The organism is Arenimonas daejeonensis (genome assembly GCF_007993735.1).
GTDB lineage: Bacteria > Pseudomonadota > Gammaproteobacteria > Xanthomonadales > Xanthomonadaceae > Arenimonas > Arenimonas daejeonensis.
Map to the genome: position 1 here is coordinate 98,614 of NZ_CP042453.1, position 24,689 is coordinate 123,302.

15 protein-coding genes and 9 pseudogenes are annotated in these 24,689 nt (G+C 70.1%); 4 read left to right on the forward strand and 20 right to left on the reverse strand.

Going from position 1 to position 24,689, the window contains the following annotated elements; translation table 11 throughout:
- Nucleotides 1-106 precede the first annotated feature (106 nt).
- A pseudogene (gene ettA, locus FRZ33_RS00460) lies at nt 107-1,768 on the forward strand (energy-dependent translational throttle protein EttA).
- A 71-nt stretch (nt 1,769-1,839) separates the two neighbouring features.
- On the opposite strand, the gene FRZ33_RS17400 reads toward ettA, so the two are convergent.
- The 18 genes and pseudogenes from FRZ33_RS17400 to xerD all read right to left on the reverse strand — a co-directional run bounded on the left by FRZ33_RS17400 (nt 1,840) and on the right by xerD (nt 19,922).
- Nucleotides 1,840-2,316 (reverse strand): glycosyltransferase family 2 protein, encoded by a 477-nt coding sequence (locus FRZ33_RS17400; protein WP_425480602.1) that lies wholly within the window; start codon nt 2,314-2,316, stop codon nt 1,840-1,842.
- A pseudogene (locus FRZ33_RS17405) lies at nt 2,240-2,767 on the reverse strand (glycosyltransferase); the annotation flags it as partial. The pseudogene FRZ33_RS17405 and the gene FRZ33_RS17400, both read right to left, overlap by 77 nt.
- A gap of 56 nt (nt 2,768-2,823) precedes the next feature.
- Nucleotides 2,824-3,681 (reverse strand): glycosyltransferase family 2 protein, encoded by an 858-nt coding sequence (locus FRZ33_RS00470; protein WP_146906979.1) that lies wholly within the window; start codon nt 3,679-3,681, stop codon nt 2,824-2,826.
- A 21-nt stretch (nt 3,682-3,702) separates the two neighbouring features.
- A complete protein-coding gene (gene gspD / locus FRZ33_RS00475) occupies nt 3,703-5,853 on the reverse strand; it encodes a type II secretion system secretin GspD (protein ID WP_146906980.1) in 2,151 nt (716 codons plus the stop codon).
- 4 nt (nt 5,854-5,857) lie between these two features.
- Entirely contained in the window at nt 5,858-6,580 is a 723-nt protein-coding gene (locus tag FRZ33_RS00480) for a hypothetical protein (RefSeq protein ID WP_146906981.1), read from the reverse strand.
- Nucleotides 6,573-7,166 carry a type II secretion system protein GspM gene (gspM, locus tag FRZ33_RS00485; protein ID WP_146906982.1) on the reverse strand — a complete coding sequence of 198 codons (594 nt, stop codon included), beginning with the start codon at nt 7,164-7,166 and terminating at the stop codon, nt 6,573-6,575. Before gspM ends, FRZ33_RS00480 begins: the two co-directional genes overlap by 8 nt.
- The gene (locus FRZ33_RS00490; RefSeq protein WP_146906983.1) at nt 7,150-7,839 is read right to left on the reverse strand and encodes a PilN domain-containing protein; all 690 of its coding nucleotides are present in this window, start codon (nt 7,837-7,839) and stop codon (nt 7,150-7,152) included. Before FRZ33_RS00490 ends, gspM begins: the two co-directional genes overlap by 17 nt.
- Complete coding sequence (locus FRZ33_RS00495; protein ID WP_146906984.1) at nt 7,826-8,284, reverse strand: hypothetical protein; 459 nt, start codon at nt 8,282-8,284, stop codon at nt 7,826-7,828. Before FRZ33_RS00495 ends, FRZ33_RS00490 begins: the two co-directional genes overlap by 14 nt.
- The gene (locus FRZ33_RS00500) at nt 8,284-9,162 is read right to left on the reverse strand and encodes a type II secretion system minor pseudopilin (RefSeq protein ID WP_146906985.1); all 879 of its coding nucleotides are present in this window, start codon (nt 9,160-9,162) and stop codon (nt 8,284-8,286) included. Before FRZ33_RS00500 ends, FRZ33_RS00495 begins: the two co-directional genes overlap by 1 nt.
- Nucleotides 9,162-9,824, reverse strand: coding sequence for a prepilin-type N-terminal cleavage/methylation domain-containing protein (locus FRZ33_RS00505; protein ID WP_146906986.1), 663 nt, complete (start codon nt 9,822-9,824; stop codon nt 9,162-9,164). Before FRZ33_RS00505 ends, FRZ33_RS00500 begins: the two co-directional genes overlap by 1 nt.
- Nucleotides 9,821-10,276, reverse strand: coding sequence for a type IV pilus modification PilV family protein (locus FRZ33_RS00510; protein WP_146906987.1), 456 nt, complete (start codon nt 10,274-10,276; stop codon nt 9,821-9,823). Before FRZ33_RS00510 ends, FRZ33_RS00505 begins: the two co-directional genes overlap by 4 nt.
- Nucleotides 10,273-10,724 (reverse strand): annotated as a pseudogene (gene xpsH, locus FRZ33_RS00515) (type II secretion system protein XpsH). The gene FRZ33_RS00510 and the pseudogene xpsH overlap by 4 nt, the downstream one beginning before the upstream one ends.
- Nucleotides 10,725-10,743: 19 nt before the next feature.
- A pseudogene (gspG, locus tag FRZ33_RS00520) lies at nt 10,744-11,142 on the reverse strand (type II secretion system major pseudopilin GspG); the annotation flags it as partial.
- A 25-nt stretch (nt 11,143-11,167) separates the two neighbouring features.
- Nucleotides 11,168-12,378, reverse strand: a pseudogene (locus tag FRZ33_RS00525) (type II secretion system F family protein).
- A 4-nt stretch (nt 12,379-12,382) separates the two neighbouring features.
- Nucleotides 12,383-14,072 (reverse strand): annotated as a pseudogene (gspE, locus tag FRZ33_RS00530) (type II secretion system ATPase GspE).
- Nucleotides 14,073-14,221: 149 nt separating this feature from the next.
- Nucleotides 14,222-18,071: pseudogene (gene purL / locus FRZ33_RS00535) on the reverse strand (phosphoribosylformylglycinamidine synthase).
- Nucleotides 18,072-18,143: 72 nt separating this feature from the next.
- The gene (locus FRZ33_RS00540) at nt 18,144-18,932 is read right to left on the reverse strand and encodes a DsbC family protein (RefSeq protein ID WP_146906989.1); all 789 of its coding nucleotides are present in this window, start codon (nt 18,930-18,932) and stop codon (nt 18,144-18,146) included.
- 81 nt (nt 18,933-19,013) lie between these two features.
- Complete coding sequence (gene xerD / locus FRZ33_RS00545; RefSeq protein WP_146906990.1) at nt 19,014-19,922, reverse strand: site-specific tyrosine recombinase XerD; 909 nt, start codon at nt 19,920-19,922, stop codon at nt 19,014-19,016.
- Between the two features lie 89 nt (nt 19,923-20,011).
- Between xerD and FRZ33_RS00550 the strand changes: the two are divergent.
- Nucleotides 20,012-20,468: pseudogene (locus tag FRZ33_RS00550) on the forward strand (RDD family protein).
- Between the two features lie 10 nt (nt 20,469-20,478).
- On the opposite strand, the gene lptG reads toward FRZ33_RS00550, so the two are convergent.
- Both lptG and lptF read right to left on the reverse strand, forming a co-directional pair.
- The gene (gene lptG, locus FRZ33_RS00555) at nt 20,479-21,582 is read right to left on the reverse strand and encodes an LPS export ABC transporter permease LptG (protein WP_227977952.1); all 1,104 of its coding nucleotides are present in this window, start codon (nt 21,580-21,582) and stop codon (nt 20,479-20,481) included.
- A complete protein-coding gene (gene lptF / locus FRZ33_RS00560; RefSeq protein ID WP_146906991.1) occupies nt 21,579-22,661 on the reverse strand; it encodes an LPS export ABC transporter permease LptF in 1,083 nt (360 codons plus the stop codon). Before lptF ends, lptG begins: the two co-directional genes overlap by 4 nt.
- A 115-nt stretch (nt 22,662-22,776) precedes the next feature.
- On the opposite strand from lptF, the pseudogene FRZ33_RS00565 reads away from it, so the two are divergent.
- Nucleotides 22,777-24,248, forward strand: a pseudogene (locus FRZ33_RS00565) (leucyl aminopeptidase).
- Nucleotides 24,248-24,673: a DNA polymerase III subunit chi gene (locus FRZ33_RS00570; protein ID WP_146906992.1), complete on the forward strand. Its 426-nt coding sequence runs from the start codon at nt 24,248-24,250 to the stop codon at nt 24,671-24,673. The pseudogene FRZ33_RS00565 and the gene FRZ33_RS00570 overlap by 1 nt, the downstream one beginning before the upstream one ends.
- The last annotated feature ends 16 nt before the right edge of the window (nt 24,674-24,689 follow it).

Consider the following 24,689-nt stretch of genomic DNA (forward strand, 5'->3'; position numbering starts at 1 on the left):
CCACCCTCCGACTCCGGACCGGCTGTGCGCCCTGCGCGCGGCCCCACCCCCGCCCGGCCGCGCCGTACCACCGCGCCGCCGCGCCCTGCGCCAAAGAGAGCCCGCGATGCAATACATCTACACCATGATCGGCGTCAGCAAGACCGTGCCGCCGAAGCGCCAGATCATCAAGGACATCTCGCTGTCGTTCTATCCGGGCGCCAAGATCGGCCTGCTGGGCCTGAACGGTTCGGGCAAGTCCACCGTGCTTCGCATCATGGCCGGCGTGGACCAGGACTTCACCGGCGAAGCGCGCCCGCAGCCGGGCATCAAGGTCGGTTACCTCGAACAGGAGCCGCGCCTGGATCCCGAACACACCGTGCGCCAGGCCGTCGAGGAAGGCGTGGGCGACCTGCTGCACGCGCAGGAGCTGCTGGACAAGGTCTATGCCGCGTACGCGGAAGAAGACGCCGACTTCGACAAGCTCGCCGCCGAGCAGCAGCGCCTGGAGGCCATCCTGGCCACCGGCGACGCCGCCACGCTGGAACTGCAGCTGGAAATCGCCGCCGACGCCCTGCGCCTGCCGCCCTGGGACGCGATCTGCGGCAAGCTCTCCGGTGGTGAGAAGCGCCGCGTCGCGCTGTGCCGCCTGCTGCTGTCCAAGCCCGACATGCTGCTGCTCGACGAACCCACCAACCACCTCGACGCCGAGTCGGTCGAGTGGCTGGAACAGTTCCTCACCCGCTTCCCGGGCACCGTGGTGGCCGTCACCCACGACCGCTACTTCCTCGACAACGCCGCCGAGTGGATCCTGGAGCTCGATCGGGGCCGCGGCATTCCGTGGAAGGGCAACTACAGCGAATGGCTGACCCAGAAGACCGAGCGCCTGAAGCAGGAAGAGTCGGCCGAGAAGGGCCGCCAGAAGGCCCTGCAGAAGGAACTCGAGTGGTCGCGCCAGAACGCCAAGGGCGGCCGCAGCAAGGGCAAAGGCCCGCCTGCAGCGCCTGGAAGACCTGCAGTCGGTCGAATACCAGAAGCGCAACGAGACCAACGAGATCTTCATCCCGCCGGGCGAGCGCCTGGGCGACAAGGTGATCGAGTTCAAGAACGTCTCGAAGTCCTTCGGCGACCGCCTGCTGATCGACGACCTCAACATCACCATCCCGCCGGGCGCCATCGTCGGCATCATCGGCCCCAACGGCGCCGGCAAGTCGACGCTGTTCAAGATGATCACCGGCATGGAAAAGCCCGACAAGGGCGAGGTCAACGTCGGCCACACCGTCAAGATCGCCTACGTGGACCAGAGCCGCGACGCCTGGAAGCCGACAAGAACGTCTGGCAGGCGGTGTCGGGTGGCAGCGACATCATCACCATCGGCAAGGTCGAGATCCAGTCGCGCGCCTACATCGGTCGCTTCAATTTCAAGGGCAGCGACCAGCAGAAGCTGGTCGGCACGCTCTCGGGCGGTGAACGCGGCCGCCTGCACATGGCCAAGACCCTGCTGCAGGGCGGCAACGTGCTGCTGCTCGACGAACCGTCCAACGACCTCGACATCGAGACCCTGCGTGCGCTGGAAGACGCGCTGCTCGAGTTCCCGGGCTGCGCCCTGGTCATCTCGCATGACCGCTGGTTCCTCGACCGCATCGCCACCCACATCATCGCCTTCGAGGGCGACTCGCACGTGGAGTTCTACTGGGGCAACTACCGCGAGTACGAAGAGGACAAGAAGCGCCGCCTCGGCGAAGAAGGCGCGCGGCCGCACCGCCTGCGCTACAAGGCGCTCAAGTAATCGGGCATTGTTCCGCGAAGCACACCCGGACGGGCCGCGAAAGCGGCCCGTTCCGTTCCATAAAGCCAGCGTCATGCCGTCGCGCGGCTGCGCCACCAGGCCCGCGGTGCGGCGACGACGTAGTGCGCCCACAGCGCCAGCCACAGCAGCGGCCGTTGCCAGGGTGGTGTTTCGTCGGACTCGAACTTGCTGAAATAGCGCCACAGCCCGCGGTGTTTCTGCCATTCCACCCACAACGGCCGGCGGCGGCTGGACACCCCGCGCACATGGGTCACGCGCAGGTCGTTGGCCACCACCACCTCGTAACCGGCGACACGTACGCGCCGGCACAGGTCCAGGTCTTCGGCGTGCAAGCGGTAGCCTTCGTCGAAACCGCCCAGGCGCACGAACAGGCCCAGCGGCATCAGCATCAGCGCGCCGGACACCGCGTCCACCGGCTGCACGACCAGTGCCGGGTCGCGCCAGGTACAGGTCGTCGCGCCGGCCCAGCCCGGACATCTGCTCGCGCAGCGAAGGATCGCTGCGGCGCGAGGACAGGTCCACGACACCCTCCTCGTCCACCAACTCGACCCCGAGCAGACCGGCGCCGGCACGGGCGATGGCATGCGCCACCAGGCGCGACAGCGTGTCGCGCTCGACGTAGGCGTCAGGATTCACGAAGGCCACCCAGGGCTGCGAGACCGCGGTGGCACCCTGGTTGCAGGCTGCACCGAAGCCGCGGTTCTCGTCGTTTCGCACCAGGCTCAGGCGCGGGTCGCGCTGCGCCATGCGCCGAACGCGCTCGGCGCTGTCGTCAGGCGAGGCGTTGTCGATCACGACCACACGCGCTACGTCGCGGGCGGCCAGCAGCCGGAACAGGCAGGCCTCGATGGTGCTGGCACTGGCGTAGGTCACCACGATGACGGCGATGTCCCGGGCGCTGAAGTCGCGGGCGCCATTGTCGCCGGTGACCGGGTAGTCGTGGGTGGTGTTGCTCACGCGGCGATCCCGCGCACGCATGCAGGCGTGCGGCGTCCACCGGCGAAGGGCAGGAAGGACTTGGCCATGTCGGAATGCTAGCCGAACAGGTCGCGCTGCGGGCCGGAACGCGCCAGGGCCTCGATCCGGTCGGCCAGGCGCGCGCGCAGCGGCCGCAGCGGGTCGGCCATGATGAAACGCGCCACGCGTTCGTTGTGGTCGGGCCAACGCGCCAGCAGCCGGGCCAGGTGATCACCGTCCGCCGCCAGGTCCACCGGCGCCGACGACGCGGCGCCCGGTCGCGCGACGTAGGCGGTCCCGCACAGCACGTTGCGCCAGCCCATGGCGGCGGCGCGCAGGCAGAAGTCGCTGTATCCACCGTGGCCGCCGCCGAAGGTCTCGGCGTCGAATCCACCCAGCTGGCGCAACGCCGCCCGCCGCAGGTACAGGCAGAAACCGGGCGCGGCCGGCAAGTCGGGATACTCCGGCGGCGACAGGCCGGCGGCAGCCTCGGCCACCGCGTCAGGATGCTCCGGTACCGGGTTGGCTTCGCAGAAGCGCGGGAAGGAGCAGATCTCGGCGTCGTTGGACCAGGGCGTGGCCGTGGCGATGCGCGGGTCGCTGGTGGCGCAGCGGGCGATCTGCTGCAGCCAGCCGGCCGTGGTGATGGTTCCGGTGTCCAGCAGCACCAGGTCATCGTCGCAGGTGTCCGCGAACGCGGCATTGCAGTTGGCGGACAGGCCCAGGTGGCGTTCGCGCCGCAGGTAGCGCACGTCCAGCGCGCTGCGTCCGGCCCAGCCCTGGGCCAGCGGTTCGATGCGTGGATCGGACGAGGCGTCGTCCGCAAGCAGCACGCGGCTGCCGGCCGGCAGCGTGCGGTCCAGCGAAGCCAGGCAGCCGTCCAGCGCCTCGAGTGCGTTGTGGATGGGCAGGACGACAGTGGGAAGCCGGTTCATCCGGTGACGGCGTGGCGCATGTCAGCGGGGATCGGCTTCCGCCTCGCGCAGCGGCTCGAGCGCACGGAAACGCTCGCCGTATTCGTCGGTGAGCTTGCGGGCTTCGGCCGGATCGCGGATCACCCGGGGCGTGACCAGCACGATCACCTCCGTGCGGCGCTTGTCCTGGGACTTCACGCCGAACAACGCACCGAACACCGGGATCCGGCTCAGGCCCGGCACGCCGGAACTGCCGTCGCTGACGCTGTCGGTGATCAGGCCGCCCAGCATCACCGTCTCGCCGCTCATCACGGCGGCCTCCGTGGTGACGGTGCGCTTGTTGATCGGCAGATTGCCGGTGGGATCGTCGGCACGCGCGGCGCCGGCGGAGCTGACCTCCTGCTCGATCTCCATGAATACGGTGCCGTCGCGGCTGATGCGCGGGGTCACCGTCAGGATCACGCCGGTGTCGAGGTATTGGACCTGGGTGTAGGTGCCGTTGTCGCTGCCGCCGTCGATCGGGTTGAAACTGGTGCTGTTGACCGGGATCTTGGTGCCGACGTCGAGCTTGGCCTCGGCGTTGTTGCGCACCAGCACCGATGGCGTGGACAGGATGCGGATGTTGGACGCGTTGTCCAGCGCCGTGACGATCGCCGCCGTATCGCCACCGACGAAGTTCCAGATCAGGCCGGTACCCAGGTCGCCCTGTTCGCGGATCGAGCCGCCTTCGAGCAAAGTGCTCGGGACGGCGTTGCGGAAGAACCAGTCCACGCCGTAACGCAGCTCACCGACCAGTTCGACCTCGACCACCTGCGCCTCGATGTGGACCTGCAGCGGCATGTTGTCGAGGCGCCCGATCGCGCGGCGGATCGATTCCCATTGACCCGGCGTGGCGCGCACCAGCAGGGCGTTGGATTCCTCGACCGCGCTGATGGACACGTCGTCGCTGCTGCCCAACGCGATGCCGTCGCCACGCGACGCCGACGCCGATGCGTTGGCGGCGTTCTCTGCGCGCGCCTTCGGATCGGCGGCATCCGGCGCCGGGGTTTCGATGGACCGGATCCGCACCGGCTCCAGTCCCGGCATCATCGAGGGCGGCCCGGCGCTGCCTTCCGACGAGGAACCGCCGCCGGAGCCACCGAACACGTTGCTCAGCTGCTCGGCCAGGTCCACTGCCTTCATGTACAGCACTTCGTAGGTGTACAGGCGCGCGCCTTCGCCGCCGCCGGCGTCCAGCCGTTCGATCCAGACCTGCGCCTCGCGCAGGTATTTGGCCTGCGGGGTGATCACCATCACCGCGTTCTGGCCCTGCAACGGCATGAAACGGATCATGCCGGAGACCGGCATGCCGCCACCCTCGCCGAACACGCCGTTGAGTTCCTCGACGATCTGCGCCGCTTCGCCGGACTGCAGCGGGAACACGCCCACCGACATGCCGGCCAGCCAGTCCACGTCGAAGATCTGCACCGTGCGCAGGTAGTTCTGCAGTTCGCTGCGGGTGCCGGCCAGGGTGATCATGTTGCGGGCGTTGTCGACGTTGACCACGGCGTTCGGGCGCGCGTAGGGCTCGAGCACCTTCTTCATCTCGCTGGCCGAGATGAACTGCAGCGGCACCGCGCGCACTTCGTAACCACGGGCATTGCCGGCGGTTCCGGTGCGCGGCGACAGGTTGCCGGCGATCGCCTGCTCGGTCGGCAGCACGTTGTAGCGGCCGTCGGACCAGACCAGGCGGGCGTTGTTCCAGCCCAGCACCATCTCCAGCAGGCTCAGGGCCTGGGCGGCGTTGACCGGCCGCGGCGTGGCCAGGGTCACCTGGCCCTGCACGTTCGGGGCGATCACGTAGTTCTGTTGCAGCAGGTCGCCAAGGATGGCCTTGACCACCGCATGCACCGGCTCGCCCTCGAAGTTGAAGGTGGCCTCGCCCGGCATGTCGAGCGACGGCGCCGGGCTGGCGGCGACCTTCTGGTCGATGACGCGGCCGGTGCCCGGCGTGAGCTGCGCGGCATAGGGATCCCCGGTCACCGCCACCACGTCCGTGCCATCCACCGGCCCGGCGCTGTCGGCGGCCGGCGCGATGCCGGCCTGCGGGTCACCGTCACGACTGATCACCGGCGCCGGTGCCGTGGCACAGCCCACGAGCAGGACCAGCAGCGCGGTCGCGAACAGCAGTCGGTATCTGGCAACTCGATTCATGCGGCTACTCTACCTGTTGGTCGTTGCGTCGCGCGTTTTCGGCGCGAATCTGGGCGCGTCGCGCCTCGATGCGGCGACGGATCGCCTCGACTTGTTGTTCCTGGGTCGGTTCGGCGTCGCCCTTCGGTGGTGGCGCCGGCTCGGCGGCGACCTTGTCTTCAGGATCGGCCTCGGGCGGTGCGGCTGCCGCCACCGGCGCCGCGCCGGGGTTGCCCGACACCGGCACCATGCCGCTGCCGCCGTCGAACACCCTCAGCGCCAGTTCGGTCCTGCCCTGCGGACCATCGAACACGGCGCTGCGCGGTTCCAGTTCCACCAGCCGCCAGGCGGTGCCTTCGATCAGTTCGCCCAGGTGCACGCGCCGGCTCTTGCCATCGTCCTTGACCTGCACGATCGCCAGCTTGACGTCGCCGGAAATCAGTACGCTGGTCAGCGTCACCTCCAGCGGTTTATCGCCCTCGCCTGCTCCGGCGTCGGACATCGGCGCGGGCCGGCGGTCAGCGGTCAGCAGCGGGCGATCGCCGACCTCCAGATAATCCGTCGCTGGCCCAAGACGCGAACCGACCACCGTCAGGCGGACTTCCGGCATCGACGGCACCAGGGCGGTGTCATCGGGCCTGGGTGCCACCCGGCCGCCCAGGCCGGCCACCGCCAGCACGAACAGGCACACCGCCCACAGCGCCAGCGCGGCCAGCACCGCTCCCCGTGGCCGCAGCGCACTAATCACGCGGCACCTCCACGGGCGACTTCAGGTAACCGTAGAGATCGAAACTGACGTCCATGGCGCCGCCTTCCCGGCCCGCGCCCAGGTAGCTGCGACGCGACAGCAGGTCGAGGTTGTCCACGAACAGTTGCGGGCTGCCGCTCTCCAGCGCATGCAGCACCGCCCCGAGCTCGGCCATGCCGCAACGCAGCCGCACCTGCACGGTGGCACGCACGAAGGGCTCGTCAATGCGCGTTTCCGACGGCGTGCGCGCGGTGATCTGGCAGCGCGTGGCCTGCGGGCTCGCTTCGCCGACCACCGATTCCAGCCGCTGCACTGGGGCCGCGGTCGCGAGCTGCAGGTTGGCCTCGGGCAGGAAGCCGGGGTTGCCGGCCTCGAACTCGCGCACCCGCGCGAGTTCGCGCTCCAGCGCCGGGCGTTGCGCAATCTCCATGCGCAGGGCCAGTTCCTCGTCGCGCAGGCTGGCGATCTGTCCACCCATCGCCAGCATCGGCGCGGTGAACCACCAGTGCAGCAGCACGAAATAGACGCCCGCGACCACCGCGATGGTGACGGCGAGCACGCGCAGGCGCTCAGCGTTGGGCTTCATCGCCGGCCTCCACGGGTTTTTCGACGACACCGGCGGTGAGGGTGAATCGGTCGCGCCCACTGCGCGGGTCGGCCTGCACCGCACCCGACAGCGCCGGGTCCGACAGCAGCGGCGACGCCTGCAGCAGTCCCACCAGGGCCGGCGCGGCGCGGCTCTGCCCCACCATCACCAGCTTGCCGCCGTTCACGGCCAGCTTGTCCAGCGCGGTGTCGTCGGGAATGCGGCGGGTCAGGTCGTCCAGCAGCTCGAGCATGGTCGGCCGGTTGGCGCGGGTGGTGGCCAGGAAATTGGCCGCCTGCGCCGACACCAGCAACTGGTTCCGCAGCCCGCGCGCCTGGCGCGCTTCGTCGTTGGCAGCGGCGACCTGGCGCTGCAGTGTTTCCAGGCGCTCGCTGCGGTTGTGCAGGCACAGCAGCAGTGCGCCGAACAGCGCGACCGCCGCCGTCCCGGCCAGCAGCGTGTTCAGGCGGCGCACGGGATCACGGCGCTGTCCGCGCCGCGTGTCGGGCAGCAGGTTCAGCCCCAGGCGCCGGCCGTCGGCTTCCACCGCATCCACGCCGGCCAGACCCTGCGCCAGCGGGCCCAGTGCCTGCAGCCCGGCTTCAAGCCGTGCACGCGGCAGCACCAGCAGTTCCACCTGCAACTGCTGGCTGGCGGCATCACGCGACAGCACCCGGCCCTGAGTAACTCACCTGGTCGGCGCTGAAGGGGGTCTGCCGGTCCAGCTCGAAGGCCAGCACTTCGCGCAGGCGCGGCTCGGCGGCCGCCGGCAGTGAAAGCGTGCGGCGCAGGACCTGGGACGCGGGCAGCAACAGCCAGACCGGCACCGCAGCCGCCTCCAGGCGCGCATGCGCGGCCTGCAGCACGCCGGCATCGTGCAAGGGCAGCGGGCCCAGCACCTGGTCACCACGACGGGTGGCGGCGATCAGCTCCAGGTGGTCGTCGCGGCGCAGTACGCAGAGTTTCTGCTCGTCTCCCTCGATGCCCTCGCGCCAGCGGACCGGCAACAGCGACAGCAATGCCTGCACGGCCTCGTTCGTCCATGCCGGCAGCGGACTGCGGGCCAGGCGCACTTTCAGGGGTTCGAGCAGGGTGGCGAAACGATCTGCGGCGGGCATCAGTCGGGTTCTCCCGCCCGCCAGGCCAGCGGTGCGTACAGTTGGCCGAAACCGCTGCCGGCGCCCATGCGCAGTGTGGCGGTGATTTCGACCTGGGAGCCGTCCGGGCGGGTGGCGCGGCTGGCCACACTATACGTCCCGGACCCGACCACGGCGAGCGCGGTCCCGTCGGGCTGCAGCGGGACCGGAAGCCCCGGCTGCCAGGCCTCGCGGGCCGCCAGCAGCTGCGCCAGCTGCACCGGGTCCAGGCCCATGGCCTGCAGCACCGGCGCCTGGGCGAAGCTCGGGTCCGGCTGCGACCGCGCGGTGTAAACGGTGACGTACGGCACCAGCAGGCGATAGGTAGCCTCGTCCATGCCCAGCAGCTGCTGCAGTTCCGACAGCGTGGTGAACGGCTGGTCCTTGGCGCCGTAAGGCAGGTCGGCGGCGGCGTAGTCGCGGTCCTCGGCGCCGCCTTCGACCGCCAGCAGCTGATCGGGATCGCGCCAGTCCTGGATCGCACCGGCCAGGGCGCGCGCGCGGAATTCCTCGACGCCCAGCACCCTCATCAGAACCGCCAACTGGCGGACGTCGGCGACATTGAGGTCGAACTTGCCGGCCTCGTCCTGCACGCGCACCTCGAGCTGGTAGTCCTCGAACCGGAAGCTGTTCGGGCGCGCGTCCGGCACCCAGCGCTGGTTGGCATCCGGCGCCGACAAACGCAGCGCCGCCACTTCGATGCCGGCCTCGGCCGCCAGCCGCCCGGCCACCTGCGCGCGCAGCGCGCTGCCCTGAAGTGCCTCGGTGCGCGCGCCGAGCGCGAACACCGACACCAGGCCGGCCATCAGCAACAGCAGCCAGAGCACCAGCAGCAGGGCGGCACCACGCATGCGCGGCATCACTGACCCTCCCCGCCACCGGGGCCGAATCCGCGCGTCGCCTGCGCCGGCACGCCGCCTGCCAGCCGTGGCGCCGCGACCAGGGTCGGCCAGGAGGCTCCGGGTTCGTGCAGGCGCAGCTCCAGCCGCACCAGGTGTGGAATCTGTCCGGTCTCGTCCCAGTCGTCCTGCCAGGACCCCGGTTCGCCCTGGTCGTCCAGCGTGCGCAGGGCGAAGCCGCCTTCGGCGATGCCCTCGAGCAGGATTTCGGGCTCGCGTTCGTTTTCGATCGGGCCATCCGGCGTCAGCAACTGGTGGTCGAACTCCAGGCGCAGGCCGTCGGTGCCGCGCACCAGCCGGAAGGTCTGCACGTAGGGGCCGCCGCGCGAAAGGTAGCCGGGCATGGGCGCGACGAACTTCAGTTGCTTGCGATCGGCCTCGAACACCATCGCCTCGCCGGCGCCGGTCTCGACTTCATAGGGAATGGCCAGCGCACCGTCGATCTGGCGGCGCAGGAAGGCCTGCACGGCGCGCAGGCGTTCGCTGCGCTGGGCCATCGTCTCGGCGCGCTCGGTGGCGCGGGTGGCGTTGACCAGGGTGCTGAACGCCAGCGCCATGCCAGCCGCCAGCAGCGCCGTCGCCAGCAGCACCTCGATCAGGCTGAAACCCGCGCTGCGTCTCATGGCAAGGCCCCGACCGGTTGCTGCGGCAGGCGCGCGCGCAGCGTGGCGAAGCGCAGGCTGCGGGCGTAGTCGTCCTCGCCCCAGGCCACGTCCAGCTGGATCCGATAGAGCAGCGGCGTGCCGGCGAACTGCCGGCCGGCGGACTCCAGCGGCGCGGCATCGGGATCAACCGGCACCACCGGCGCCGGATCTTCGGCCTCGGTGATCTCCATCGTCCAGCGGTAGCGGCCGTCATCGGATTCGCCCTGGCGGCGGCCCGGCTCGATCGGCTCCAGCACGCCGAGTTCATCGAGCAGCGACTGCGCGTGCAGCGTCGCCTGGCTGGCGTCGGCGGCACCACGCACCTGGCCCAGGCCACCCCCGAGGATGGCGATCAGGATGCCCAGCGCCGACGCCAGCAGGGCGAAGGCCAGCATCACCTCGAGCAGGCTGAAACCGCGCTGTCGGTTCATGGCGCACCCACGCCGCGGCTGAGCGTGACTTCACCGGTCAGCCAGGCCACGTCCACGCGCCAGGCGGCGTTGCCGCGCTTGAGCACGATCCGCCCGCCGGTGGCGGCGCCGTCCGGGAAAAACGCACGGCGGCCACTTCGCGTGCGGGTTGTTCTTCGCGGGCGGTGGTGGCGATCAGTTCGATCTCAGCGGGCAGTTCGCCGTCGCGTTTGCCGGCGGCCTTCCAGCGTTTGCCGATGACATCAAGCTCGAAGACCTGCGGGCGGCCGGTGGCGATCGCCTGGGCCCGGGTGAAGCGCAGCTGGCCGGCGACCTCGCGCGCCGCCGTGCGCAGCTGCTGGCCCGGCAGGGCCTGGCCGATCACCGCCGCGGCCAGCCCGGCCAGCACGGCGATCAGCGCCACCACCAGCAGCAGTTCGACCAGGGACAGGCCACGTGCGGATTTCATGGCCGCCGGTCCGTGTCGCTCAGGGGGCGCGCAGGTCCGCGTTGACGCTTTCGCCGCCGGGCTGCGCGTCGGCGCCGAGGCTGACCAGTTCGTAGGGGCCGGATTCGCCCGGCCGGCGGTAGGCGATCGCCGTGCCCCAGGGGTCGTTGAGCTCTTCCTTCTTCGCGTACGGGCCCAGCCAGTTAGGCATGCCGCTGGCACTGACCAGCTGGTCGAGACTGTCGGGCAGCTTGCCGGTATCCATGCGGAACTGGTCGATCTTGCCCGACAGCGTGATCAGCTGGGTCTTGGCGATGCCGACGTTGGCGCGGTCCTGGCCGCCCATGATGCGGCTGGTGACCAGGGCCAGTACCGAACCGATCAGTACGATGACGATGATGACTTCGATCAGGCTCATGCCGCGGGCCTGCTTGCGGGGGAAGCGGGGAGTCGTCGCATGGGATTCAACCTATGGCGTTGGTGAGGTCGTAGATGGGCAGCAGCACCGAAAGCACGATGATGCCGACCAGTGCGGTGAGGAAGATGATGATGGCGGGGACCAGGCCAGCAGGCGCTCGAGGGAATCGCCGGATTCGCGGTCGAAGGTGTCGGCGACCTTGAGCAGCATGGTGTCGAGTTCACCCGATTCCTCGCCGACCTGGACCATGTGCACGGCCAGTCGCGGGAACAGTTTCTGCCGGCCCAGCGCGTAACCCAGGCCGCTGCCGGTCTTGACCTCTTCGGCGGCGGCTTCGACCGCCTCCGCCAGCACCCGGTTCGACAGCACCGGGCGCGCCAGGTTCAGCGCGGTCAGCAGCGGCACGCCATTGCGCACCAGGGTGCCGAGCGTGCGCGCCAGGCGGGCGGTGTCGAGCCGGGCCAGCAGTTCGCCGGGGAAACGCCAGGACAGCAGGCGGGCGTCGATGGCGCGGCGGGTCGCGGGATCGGCGAAACGCGTTGCCAACCAGACCGCCAAAGCGATGCCTGCGACCAGGATCGCCCACCACCAGTCGCGCACGAACAGGCTGACTTCCAGCACCACCCGGGAATACTGGGGCAGTTCGACGTTCATGCTTTCGAACAGCGCCTGGAACTGCGGCACCACCACCGCCATCAGGAAGGCCACCGAACCGAACACCAGGCTCAGCAGGATGGCCGGATAGACCAGGGCATTGATCAGGCGTGCGCGCAGCATCGCGCTGCGCTCGAGGTAGTCGGCCAGGCGGCGCAGGCTTTCGTGCAGGCTGCCGCCCGCTTCGCCGGCGCGCACCAGGTTCACGTACAGGCGCGAAAACATGCCGTGCTGTTGATCCAGCGCGGTCGACAGCGGCGCGCCGCCACGCACCGACTCGCGCACGCGTTCGACCACGCGGCGGGCCTGCGGGCTTTCCGGGAGTTCCAGCAGGATGCCCAGTGCGCGATCCAGCGGCTGGCCCGCGCCCAGCAGGGTGGCGAGCTGCTGGGTGAACTGCAGCACCTGTTCGCTGCTGAATTCCCGCGACTTGAACAGCGTGTCCAGCGACGACCCGCCACCGGCATCCGCGCGGCGCGCCTCCACGGGCAGATGGCCCTGGTCCTGCAGCCGCGAAATCACTTCCTCGGCGCTGGCCGCTTCCATCTGGCCGTCGAGGGATTCGCCGGCCGCCGACAGGGCCTTGTAGCGGAACAGCGCCATCGGCCTAGGCCTCCTGCGTGACGCGCAGGACTTCCTCGATCGTGGTCAGGCCCTGCATGGCCTTCACCAGGCCGTCCTCGTACATGGTGCGCATGCCGCGGGCACGCGCCGCCTCTTCCAGCTCGCCCATGCCGGCATGCTGCATCACCAGCCGGCGCAGGCTGTCGTCCATCATAAGAATTCCATGATGGTGGTGCGGCCGAGGTAACCGGTCGGCGTCAATGCCGAGGGTTTGGGCCGGGTCAGGAAGATCGGGCCTTCGGGCTGGAAACGGCGCAGGCCGAATTCCTCCACCACTTCCGGCAGCGCCTCGTACTTCTCGGCATGCGTGGGTTCGATCCGGCGCACCAGGCGCTGGGCCAGGATGCCGTTCACGGTGGACGTCAGCAGGTAGTCCTCGACACCCATGTCCAGCATGCGGGTGATGCCGCCGGCGGCGTTGTTGGTGTGCAGGGTGCTCAGCACCGGGTGGCCGGTGAGCGCCGACTGGATGGCGATGCGCGAGGTTTCCAGGTCGCGCATCTCGCCGATCATGATGATGTCGGGGTCCTGGCGCACGATGCTGCGCAGCGCATGGGCGAAGTCCAGGCCGATCTGCGGCTTGGCCTGGATCTGGTTGATGCCCTCGATCTGGTATTCGACCGGGTCCTCGACGGTGATGATCTTCACGTCGGGCGTGTTGAGCTGGCTGAGCGCGGCGTACAGCGTGGTGGTCTTGCCCGAACCGGTGGGGCCGGTGACCAGCAGGATGCCGTGCGGCTGTTCGAGCACCTTGACGAACTGGTCCAGGAATTCGTCGGTGAAACCCGGGGCCTTGAAGTCCAGCACCACCGACTCGCGGTCCAGCAGGCGCATGACCACGCTTTCGCCATGCGCGGTCGGCACGGTGCTGACGCGCAGGTCGAGTTCCTTGCCCTGCACGCGCACCATGATGCGGCCGTCCTGCGGCAGCCGGCGCTCGGCGATGTTGAGCTTGGCCATGATCTTGATGCGCGAGATCACCGCGGCGGTGAGGTTGGCCGGCGGCGATTCGATTCCTCCAGCACGCCGTCCACCCGATAGCGCACCTTCAGGCGGTTCTCGAAGGGCTCGATGTGGATGTCGGAGGCGCGCAGCTCGACCGCGCGCTGGATCACCAGGTTCACCAGGCGGATCACCGGCGCTTCGGACGCGAGGTCGCGCAGTTGTTCGACATCGGCCTCGTCGCCGGCGGCCTCGTCGCCGAGGTTCTCGACGATGGTGCCCATGGCTGACCGGCCACTGCCGTAATAACGTTCGATCAGGTCGGCGATCTCGGCGCGCAGGCCCACCTTCACCCGCACGCTGCGGCCGGTGGCCAGCGCGACCGCCTCGGCGGCGTAGGGATCCTGCGGCTCGGCCACCAGCAACTCGACATGGTCGTCGCCCTCGCCCACCGGGCACACCGCCAGCTGCTTGAGGAAACGCAGCGACAACTGCACGCCGGCGGGCGGCGCATCGGGACAATCCTTGGTCGAAAGCAGCGGCAGGCCCAGCACTTCGGCGGCGGCCTCGGCCATGTCGCGTTCGGACACCATGCCCAGGCGCAGCAGCAGGGCCGACAACGAGCCGCCCGCTTCGGCATGCAGGCGCTGGGCCCGCGTCAGGTCGACGTCCTTGAGCCGGCCACGCGCCGCCAGCGCCGCGGCGATGCGGCTGTCGGCAGAATCGGCGATTTATGGAAAGCAGCAGCCACGCAGCGCTCCACGACGGGGAGCCCGGAATTTATCAGGTCTGGGTGGCGCGCGGGTTCAGGCGGCCTGCCCTTGTCCACCCTGGCTGACATCGACCCGCACGCCGCTGGGCGGGTGCGGGCCGCGGGCCGTCAATCCACCCAGGCACGGGCGTTGCGGAAGATCCGCAGCCACGGTGAATCCTCGCCCCAGCCGGCGGGATGCCAGCTCATCTGCAGCGTGCGGAACACCCGTTCCGGGTGCGGCATCATCAGCGTGGCGCGGCCGTCGCGGCTGGTCAGGCCGGTGATGCCGGCGGGTGAACCGTTCGGGTTGGCCGGATAGGCTTCGGTCGGCTGGCCATGGCCATCGACGAAACGCAGGGCGACCTTCGCCGCGGACTCGTGTTCCGGTGCGTCGAAACGTGCGAACCCTTCGCCGTGCGCCACCACCACTGGAATCCGCGAACCGGCCATGCCGGCGAACAGGATCGAGGGCGACTCCTGTACCTGCACCTGGGCCAGGCGGGCTTCGTACTGCTCGCTCCGGTTGCGCAGGAACCGCGGCCAGTGTTCCGCGCCGGGCACCAGGCCCTTGAGCTGGGCCAGCATCTGGCAGCCATTGCACACGCCCAGGCTGAAACTGTCGGCGCGCTCGAAGAACCGCGCGAACTGCTCGCGCAGGTCCGGCCGTTCCAGGATCGAGGTGGCCCAGCCGCGGCCCGCGCCCAGCACGTCGCCGTAGCTGAAGCCGCCGCAGGCGGCCAGGCCCTTGAACGATTCCAGCGCCACGCGACCCGTGATCAGGTCGGACATGTGCACGTCCACCGCGGTGAAACCGGCACGGTCGAAGGCCGCCGCCATTTCCACCTGGCCGTTGACGCCCTGTTCGCGCAGGATCGCCACGCGCGGGCGCACGCCGGTGTGGATCCAGGGCGCGGCGGTGTCCTCGGCCGGATCGAACGTCAGTTTCGGGCTCAGGCCCGGATCGGCGAAGTCCAGGCGCGCATCGCGTTCGCCGTCGGCGCCCGCAGGGTCGTCGCGCAGCGCCTGGATGGCGTGCGTCACCGACCACCAGGCCCCGAACAGTTCCTGCCAGGTCCACTCGGCCAGCACTTCGCGTTCTTCGCTGATGCGCACCACGGGCGCCGAGGTCGGCTTGCCGATGCGCTGCGCGCAGTGGGTGAGCTCGTGCCGGTTGACCAGGTCGGCGAAGGCCACGCGGTCCTCGGCGGCGATCTGCACCACCGCGCCCAGCTCTTCGTTGAACAGGGTGCTGAACGGATCGTCGCCCCAGCCATCGAGGCTGAGGTCGAGGCCGCAGTGGCCGGCAAAGGCCATCTCGCACAGCGCCGCGAAGGCGCCACCGTCGGAACGGTCGTGGTAGGCCAGCAGCAGGTTGTCGGCACGCGCGGCCTGGATCAGTTCGAAGAAGGCGCGCAGGCGCTGCGGTTCGTCCAGGTCGGGACTGGCGCCGCCGAAACTGCCGTGCACCTGCGCCAGGATCGAGCCGCCCATGCGGCGCGCGCCGGCGCCCAGGCCGATCAGCCAGAGTTCGGAATCGACGCCGCGCTCGAGCACCGGCACCAGGGTTTCGCCCGCGTTGGCGACACGCGCGAAAGCGGTGACGACCAGAGACACCGGCGACACGCACTTCTGCACGCCCTCGGGGGCGTCCCACTGCGACTGCATGGACAGCGAGTCCTTGCCGACCGGGATGCTGATGTCGAGTTCCGGGCACAGTTCCATGCCGACGGCCTTGACCGCGTCGAACAGCAGCGCGTCCTCGCCCGGGAACGAAGCCGCGGCCATCCAGTTGGCGGACAGCTTCACTTCCGACAGCGAGGCGACGCCCGCGGCGGCGAGGTTGGTGATGGCCTCGCCGACCGCCATGCGCGCCGAAGCGGCCGCGTCGATCAGGGCCAGCGGCGTGCGTTCGCCCACCGCCATGGCTTCGCCGGCGACGCCGTTGAACCCGGTGAGCGTGACCGCGACGTCGGCCAGCGGCAGCTGCCACGGCCCGACCATCTGGTCGCGCGAGCACAGGCCGCCGACGCTGCGGTCGCCGATGGTGACCAGGAAATTCTTCGCGGCCACGGTCGGGTGCGAGAGCACGCGCAGGCCGGCTTCGCGCAGGTCGAGTTTTGCCGTATCCAGGCGCGGCCAGCGCGGCGCCGGCGTGTGCTGGGTGTCGCGGTGCATCTTCGGCGACTTGCCGAACAGCACGTCCATCGGCAGGTCGATCGGCTTGCTGCCGTCGGGCGCCAGCAGCACCAGGCGTTCTTCGGCGGTGGCGAAGCCGACCACGGCGAACACCGCGCGTTCGCGCCGGCACAGCGCCTCGAAATCGGCCACGCGGTCGGCGGCCACACCGAGCACGTAACGTTCCTGCGCCTCGTTCGACCACAGCTGCATCGGCGTCAGCGAGGGATCGTCGCTGGGGATCTTCGCCATCTCGATCACGCCGCCGACGTTGGAGTCGTGCAGCAGTTCGGGAATGGCGTTGGACAGGCCGCCGGCGCCGACGTCGTGCGCGGTCAGGATCGGGTTGCGTTCGCCCTGGGCGAAGCAGCGGTCGATCACTTCCTGGCAGCGGCGCTGCATCTCGGGGTTGTCGCGCTGCACCGAGGCGAAATCCAGGTCTTCCGAACTCTGTCCGGAAGCAACCGACGAGGCGGCACCGCCACCCAGGCCGATCAGCATCGCCGGGCCACCCAGCACCACCACGGCGTCGCCCGGGCGCAGGTCGAGCTTCTTCACTTGGCTGCGATCGATCGCACCCAGGCCGCCGGCCAGCATGATCGGCTTGTCGTAGGCGCGCACCAGGCCAGGCCGGTCGGTCGGCAGCTCGAAACTGCGGAAATAGCCGGTCAGCGCGGGACGGCCGAATTCGTTGTTGAAGGCGGCGGCGCCGATCGGGCCGTCGGTCATGATCTCCAGCGCCGTGGCCATGCGCGGGTTCGGCACGCGCGGGGCTTCCCAGCTGCGTTCCAGGCCCGGGATGCGCAGATGCGAGACCGAGAACCCGGTCAGGCCGGCCTTGGGCTTGCCGCCGCGGCCGGTCGCGCCCTCGTCGCGGATCTCGCCGCCGGCGCCGGTGGCGGCCCCCGGGAAGGGCGAGATCGCGGTCGGGTGGTTGTGCGTCTCGACCTTGATGGCGAAGGCCGAATCCATCGGCGCGCTGTGGCCGTATTCGCCATTGGCCTCGGCGCGGAAACGCGAGGCCGGATGGCCCTCGACCACCGCCGCGTTGTCCTTGTACGCGCTCAGGGTGAGCTGCGGCGACTGCGCGTGGGTGTTCTTGATCATCTTGAACAGCGAGAGCGGCTGCGGCTCGCCGTCCAGGGTCCAGTCGGCATTGAAGATCTTGTGCCGGCAGTGTTCGGAATTGGCCTGCGCGAACATCATCAGTTCGGCGTCGGACGGGTCGCGACCGAGTTCGGTGTAACGCTGCTGCAGGTACTCGATCTCGTCGTCGGACAGGGCCAGGCCCAGGCGGCCATTGGCTTCGGCCAGGCTGGACAGCGGCACGCGCTCGAGCTGGCCGGGCGCCGGCACCGTGAACAGGCGGGCAGCCTCATCGCGGCTCGACAGCAGCGACTGCGTCATCGGGTCGTGCAGCGCGCGCGCCAGCTTCGGCCAGGCGGCATCACCGGCGGGCGGCAGGCCGGCCAGGTCCAGGCGCAGGCCACGCTCGACACGCTTCACCGCCAGGCCGGCGCCACGGAGGATTTCGGTGGCCTTTGTCGCCGGGGCGACAGCGTGCCCAGGCGCGGCACGACGAAGCGGGACTCGGCCCCGGTTTCAGCAGCCTCTCTGGCCGTGCAGCCCTCGAGGATGCGGCCGAGCGCTTCCAGGTCGGGGAGGCCCCGGCTTCGGGCTCGATGAAGTAGATATGCCAGGCCCCGGTGATCCGGAGACCTTCGACATGGGGCTGCAGGCGGGCTTGGAGACGGTCGCGCCGGAAGGGCGACAGGGCCGGCAGGCCCTCAAGGACGATCATGTCCGCACAATTCCGTGGGAAACGAGCGCCGTATTGTAAACGAAGGCCGGGCGCTCGGCCCGGTTTTCCGGCTCAGCGGGCCGGGGCGGCGGCCAGCTCGTCCAGACGGGCCCGCATTTCCTCCGGCGACAGGTACCCGCCGATCTGGCGGCCGCTGGCGGAATAGATGGCCGGGGTGCCGTCCAGGCCGACCTTGCGGCCCAGTTCGTAGTCCATGGTCACCGGGTTGGTGCAGTTGCCCTTGGGCAGGGTCTGGCCGGCCTTGGCGGCAGTCATGGCCTTGCGGCGGTCCGGGGCGCACCACACCGCCACCGCCTTGTCGAAGGATTCCGAGGCCAGGCCGCCGCGCGGGTAGAACAGGTATTCGATGCTGATGCCCAGGCGGTTGTACTCGGCCATCTGCTGGTGCATGCGCCGGCAGTAGCCGCAGTCGATGTCGGTGAACACGGTGACGGTGTGCTTCGGCTCGGCGGCCGCGAACACGATGCGACGGTCCGGGCCGACCTTGTCCAGCACCACCTTGCGCAGGCCGGCCTCACTGGCCTCGGTCAGGTTGTCGCGGCGCGCGACGTCGATCAGCGCGCCCTGCATCAGGAAACGGCCGTCGTCGGACACGTAGAAGATGCGGCCATCCATCGCCACTTCGCGGAAGCCGGCCATCGGCGCGGCGGAGACGTGGGTGATCCTGGCCGTGGGCAGCAGGCTGAGGATGGCGGCGCGGGCGGCTTCGTCCGGGGACGAGGCGGCCGGGACTGCGGCGCCCGGCGCCGGTTTGGCGGCCGGCGCCTGGGCCTGGGGTTCGGCGGCACAGGCGGACAGGCTGGCCAACAGGGCAAGCGCGGGCAGGAAACGACGGAGCATGCGGGGCGTCCTCGGGTTCGGTGCGGGTCCGACCCCGTGCGGGGCGGAAAGTTCGCGGATTGTCGCACGGCCCCGCCCGGCTCAGGCCCGGGGATGGTGCTGCTGGTGCAGGCGTTTGAGGCCCTCGCGCGCCACCAGCGTGTAGATCTGGGTGGTGGACAGCGAGCTGTGCCCGAGCAGCATCTGCAACGCGCGCAGGTCGGCGCCGTGGTTGAGCAGATGCGTGGCGAAACTGTGGCGCAGGCCGTGCGGGCTGACCCGGGCCGGGTCGATGCCCGCGGTCACCGCCAGCCGCTTCACCACGTTCCAGAACTGTTGCCGGCTCAGCGCCGCCCCGGCCCGCCCCGGGAACAGCGGGGCCACCGCCCGCCCACCCGCCAGGGCCGGGCGCGCTTCGGCCAGGTAACGCTCCAGCCAGTGCTGGGCTTCCTCGCCCAGGGGCACCAGGCGCTCCTTGCTGCCCTTGCCCATCACCCGCAGCACGCCCTGGCGCAGGTTCACGCCGGTGGCGGGCAGGTTCACCAGTTCACTCACGCGCAGGCCGGTGGCGTACATCAGCTCGACCATGGCGCGGTCGCGCAGGCCGGCGGGCGAATCCAGCGACGGCGCGTTGATCAGCGCCTCGACCTCGGACTCCGACAATGCCTTGGGCAGGGAACGGCCGAGTTTTGGCAGGTCAAGCAGCGCGGTGGGGTCGTTCTCGCGAAGCCCCAGCCGCAATTGCTGGCCGAAGAACGCACGCAGCGAGGACAGCAGGCGGGCATTGCTGCGCGCGGCGTAGCCGGCGCCGGTACGGTCGGCCAGGTAGTCGAACAACACCTGGCGGTCCACGCCGGCCAGGCCGCGGCCGCGTGCGGCCAGCCAGCGCGCCAGTCCTTCCAGGTCGCGCCGGTAGCTGTCGAGCGTCAGGCGCGACAGACCGGATTCGGCCCAGGCGCGGTCAAGGAAACCGGCGATCAGCCGCTGGTCCGCCGCCGAAACGTCCGGCAACGCGAGGGCACGGGCGCGGCGGTCGGCGGACGGCTGGCAGGCATGGCGCCAGCTTAACGGCGGCCAGGAGGCGCCGCTATGCTGTCGCGATGAACGACACCTCCGCTGCTCCCGCGCGCCCGGCCCATCTGGGCTGGCGCCTGTTCGCCATGGTCTACGACTTCTTTCCCGTGCTGGCGCTGTGGTTCGCGCTCAGCGGGCTGTTCCTGCTGGCGCGCGGCGGCGTGCCGGTGGTGCCGGGCAGCGCGGGTTCGTGGATCGAGTTGCTGCTGCTGTGGGCCGTCACCGGGGCTTATGCGGTGCTTTCCTGGCGTCGTGGCGGCCAGACCCCTGGGCATGCGGCCCTGGCGACTGAAAGTGATCGCCGCCGATGGCCGCGCGGCCGGTGCGCGCGCGCTGTGCCTGCGTTACGCGGTGGCGACGCTGTCGCTGGCGCTGTGCGGCCTGGGTTTCCTGTGGTCCCTGTTCGAACGCGAACGTCGCACCTGGCACGACCTGGCCAGCGGCACCGTGCTGGTGCGCCTGGAACCCGCGAAACCCCAGTGACCGCGCGGCCTCATTCCCGCCGCGCGAACAGACCCCAGCACAGGCCCATCAGCACGACCGGCGGCAGGGTGTAGGCCAGGCGCGCGTCGAAGCGGTACACGTCCGACAGGCTGACCACCAGGCGCTGCGCCAGCAGGTAGCCGACGCCGATGACGATGGCGATGAACAGGCGTTTGCCAAAGCCACCCGAACGCAGCGAGCCGAAGGCGAACGGCAGCGCCGCCAGGCACAGCACCGCCACGTTCACCGGGTAGAACCAGCGCGCCCAGTAGGCGTTCTCGAAGGCCTTGGAATCCAGGCCGTTGCGCTGCAGGTAGGTGATGTTGCGCTGGAGTTCGGCGGCACTGAGATAACGCGGGCGTTTGGCCGCGGCCGCCAGCGCCTGGTCGTCCAGGCCGCTTTCCCAGCGTTCCTCGGCCAGGGTTTCGCTCTGCACCGACCGTTCGCCGAAACGCGCGCGGGTGACGTCGCGCAGCACCCAGCCGTCGGCGCGGTGTTCGGCCTGGCGCGCTTCGGCCAGCGACAGCAGCCGGCCTTCGTCGTCGAACTCGAACAGGCGCACGCCCTGCAGTTCGGTCCACTCCTCGCCGTCGGCCTGGCGGCGCACGCCGTCGCGGGCATTGAGGAAGACATTGCCCTCGCGCGCCCACAGGCCGGATACGCGCGCCACCACCACGTCGCCGGTCTTGGCGGCGTTCACCACCGCCTGCGCGTTCTGTTCGCCGAACGGCGCCACGGTCTCGGCATTGAGCATCATCACTGCCGTCAGCAGGCTGAGCGACATCAGCGAGCCCAGGCCGATGCGCAGGCGCGACATGCCGACCGCACGCATGGCCGTCAGTTCCGAACGCGCCGACAGGCCGCCCAGGCCCAGCACGCAGCCGATCAGGGCCGCGGTCGGGAAGATCTCGTAGGCGCGGCGCGGCACGGTGTAGGCGGTGTACAGCACGGCGTGGCTGAGCGTGTAGCCGCCTTCGCCGATCTCGTCGAGTTCGTTCACCGGGGCCGTGATCACGTCGAAGCCGCCCAGCACGAACCAGGTGCCCAGCGTCGCCAGCATCACGCTGCGCGCCAGGTACAGGTCCACGATGCGCGGACGCAGGTTCAGGTTCATGCCCGCGCCCCGCGCGGCCGCCGCAGCCGGCCGTCGGTGCGGAACAGCCAGAACACCAGCGCCGCCATCGGCAGCAGCAGCCACCACAGGCCGATCCAGGTCGGCAGCACGCCGGTGCTCAGCCAGCCCTTGCCCAGGATCAGCAGCACCATGGCGTTGATGTAGATCAGAAGCGCCGCCAGGATGCGGCCGTAACGCGCCTGCCGCGGCTCGCCGCGGCCCAGCGGCAGCGCCAGGAAACCCAGCGCCAGCGCCATCAGCGGGGTGGCGATGCGCCAGTGCAGTTCGGCGCGCGAGGCGGCGTCGGGCAGGGAGAACAGCGCGACGGTGGCGCGCGCCTCGAGCTCGTCGGCTTCCGCCTCCACTTCGCGGTCGGGCACGCGCAGTTCGTTCTGGGCAAAACGCATCAGCCGGAAATCCTTGCCGGTGGGAAGGCCTTCCACCCGGAAGCCGTCGCGCAGGCGCAGGTAGCGGCCGGTATCGCCCTCGAAGAACAGCTCGCCCTCGTGCGCCGTGATCACGTCCAGGCGCCCGTCACGCTCGGACTGCACGAACATCTTGCCGAACCGGGTGCCGTCGTCGCTGAGCTCGCCGACATAGAGGATGCCGCCGCGGCCGGGCAGTTCCATGAAACGTCCCGCTTCCAGTCCGGCGACCAGGAAGGACCGGTTGGCGGTCTGGATCATGTCGCGCGCCAGCCGCGCGCCCGAGGGCGCCAGCCACAACGAAGCCGCGGCCACCACCAGCACCACCGGCAGCGTCACCAGCACCAGCGGCCGCCACAGCCGCTGCGGGCCTAGGCCCACCGACGACAGCACGGCCATCTCGCTGTCGCCGTAGAGGCGGCCGACGGCCAGCAGCAGGCCGACGAACAGCGCCAGCGGCATCAGGATCGGCAGCACCTGGATCGAACGCAGGCCAAGTTGGGACAACAGCAGGCCGGCCGGCACCTTGCCACGCGCGATCTCGCTCATCAGGTCCACCAGCAGGCCGCCCAGGCCCACCAGCATCAGCACCACGGCCACCGCCATGACACTGGCGGCGAACTGGCGCAACAGGTATCGCTCGATCAACAACATGCGGTTGCGCGGCCTTGGCGGGGTGGGCTTGCTAGAATCGTCCGGGTCAGTCCGGTCGCCCGCCCCCAGGGCGGCACCGGTCCCGAAACTCCCCGATTGTACGGAATCACGACCCATGGCCCTCGAATTTCGCCTGAACCGCACCGACCCCACCACCGCCGACGCCGACTGCATCGTGGTCGGCCTGTATGCCGACGGCAGCCTGTCGCCCTCGGCCCAGGCCGTGGACCGCGCCAGTGGCGGCCGGCTGGCGGCGCTGGCGGAACGCGGTGACGTGTCCGGCAAGACCGGCCGCACCACCCTGTTGCCCGACCTGGCCGGCGTGACCGCGCCGCGCGTGCTGGTGGTCGGCCTGGGCGATGCCGGCAAGTTCGGTGTGCCGCAATACCTCAAGGCGGTCGCCGACGCGGTGCGCGCGCTCAAGACCGGCCCCGCCGGCCACGCCCTGCTCACCCTCACCGAACTCACCGTGCCCGGCCGCGACGCCGGCTGGAACCTGCGCCAGGCCGCGATCGCCGCCGACCACGCCGCCTACCGCTACACCGCCACCCTCAGCCGCAAGACCGGCGACGATGGCCTGCGGGTGCTGACCCTGGCGGGTGACGCCGGAGCCCGCGCCGAGTTCGATCGCGGCGTCGCCATCGCCGCCGGCGTCGAGCTGGCGCGCGAGCTGGGCAACCTGCCGCCCAACATCTGCAACCCGGGCTACCTGGCCGACACCGCGCGCCGCATCGCCGCCGAACACGCGAATGTCGAGGTCGAAGTGCTGGAACGCGCCGACATGGAAAAACTGGGCATGGGCTCGCTGCTGGCGGTCGCGCGCGGTTCGGCCAATGCGCCCCGGCTCATCGTGCTCAAGTACACCGGCGCGGGTGATGCCAAGCCGCATGCGCTGGTCGGCAAGGGCATCACCTTCGACACCGGCGGCATCAACCTCAAGGTGCAGGGCGGCATCGAGGAGATGAAGTTCGACATGTGCGGCGCCGCCACCGTCATCGGCAGCTTCGCCGCCGTGGCGAAGATGCAGCTGCCGATCAACCTGGTCACCGTGGTGCCGGCGGTCGAGAACATGCCCGACGCCGACGCCTACCGCCCCAGCGACATCCTGACCTCGATGTCGGGCAAGACCATCGAAGTGGGCAACACCGACGCCGAGGGCCGCCTGATCCTGTGCGACGCGCTGACCTACGTGCAGCGCTTCGAACCGCAGGCCACCGTGGACGTGGCCACGCTCACCGGCGCCTGCGTCGTCGCCTGGGCAAGTTCGCCGCCGGCCTGATGAGCAAGCACGACGACCTGGCCGACGAACTGCTGGACGCCGGCGAGACCGTGTTCGACCGTGCCTGGCGCCTGCCGCTGTGGGACGAGTACCAGACCCAGCTCGAATCCGCCTTCGCCGACGTCTACAACATCGGCGGCAAGAACGCCGGTGCGATCACCGCAGGCTGCTTCCTGGCGCGTTTCACCGAAGGCCAGCGCTGGGCGCACCTGGACATCGCCGGCGTGTCCAACGGCGACGGCCGCAAGGGCCTGGCCAGCGGCCGCCCGGTCGGCCTGCTGACCCAGTGGCTGATCGACCAGGCCTGATGCCCAGCGCCGTCTTCTACCTGATCGGCAAGCCGCGTTTCCGCGAGCAGCCGTTGCTGCTCGCCTGCGAGCTGGCCCGCAAGGCCAGCGACGCCGGCCTGCCGATGCTGGTGCTGTGCGCGTCGTCGGCGCAGGCGGAAATGCTTGACGACCTGCTGTGGTCGTTCGATCCCGATGCCTACGTGCCGCACCAGATCGTCGGCGCCGACGAGGATGAAGACGAAGTGCCGGTGCTGATCGCGGCGCCGGATCACGACGCCGCGCTGCGCCCGCTGGTGCTGAACCTGCGCGACGCGGCCGTGCCCGACGGCTTCGACCGCGTGCTGGAGGTGGTGCCCGCCGATCAATCGGCGCGCGGGCCGCTGCGCGAACGTTGGAAGCAGTACCAGGCGCGCGGGCTGGACGTCAGCAAACACGACATGTGAATGTCGCGCGGCGCCC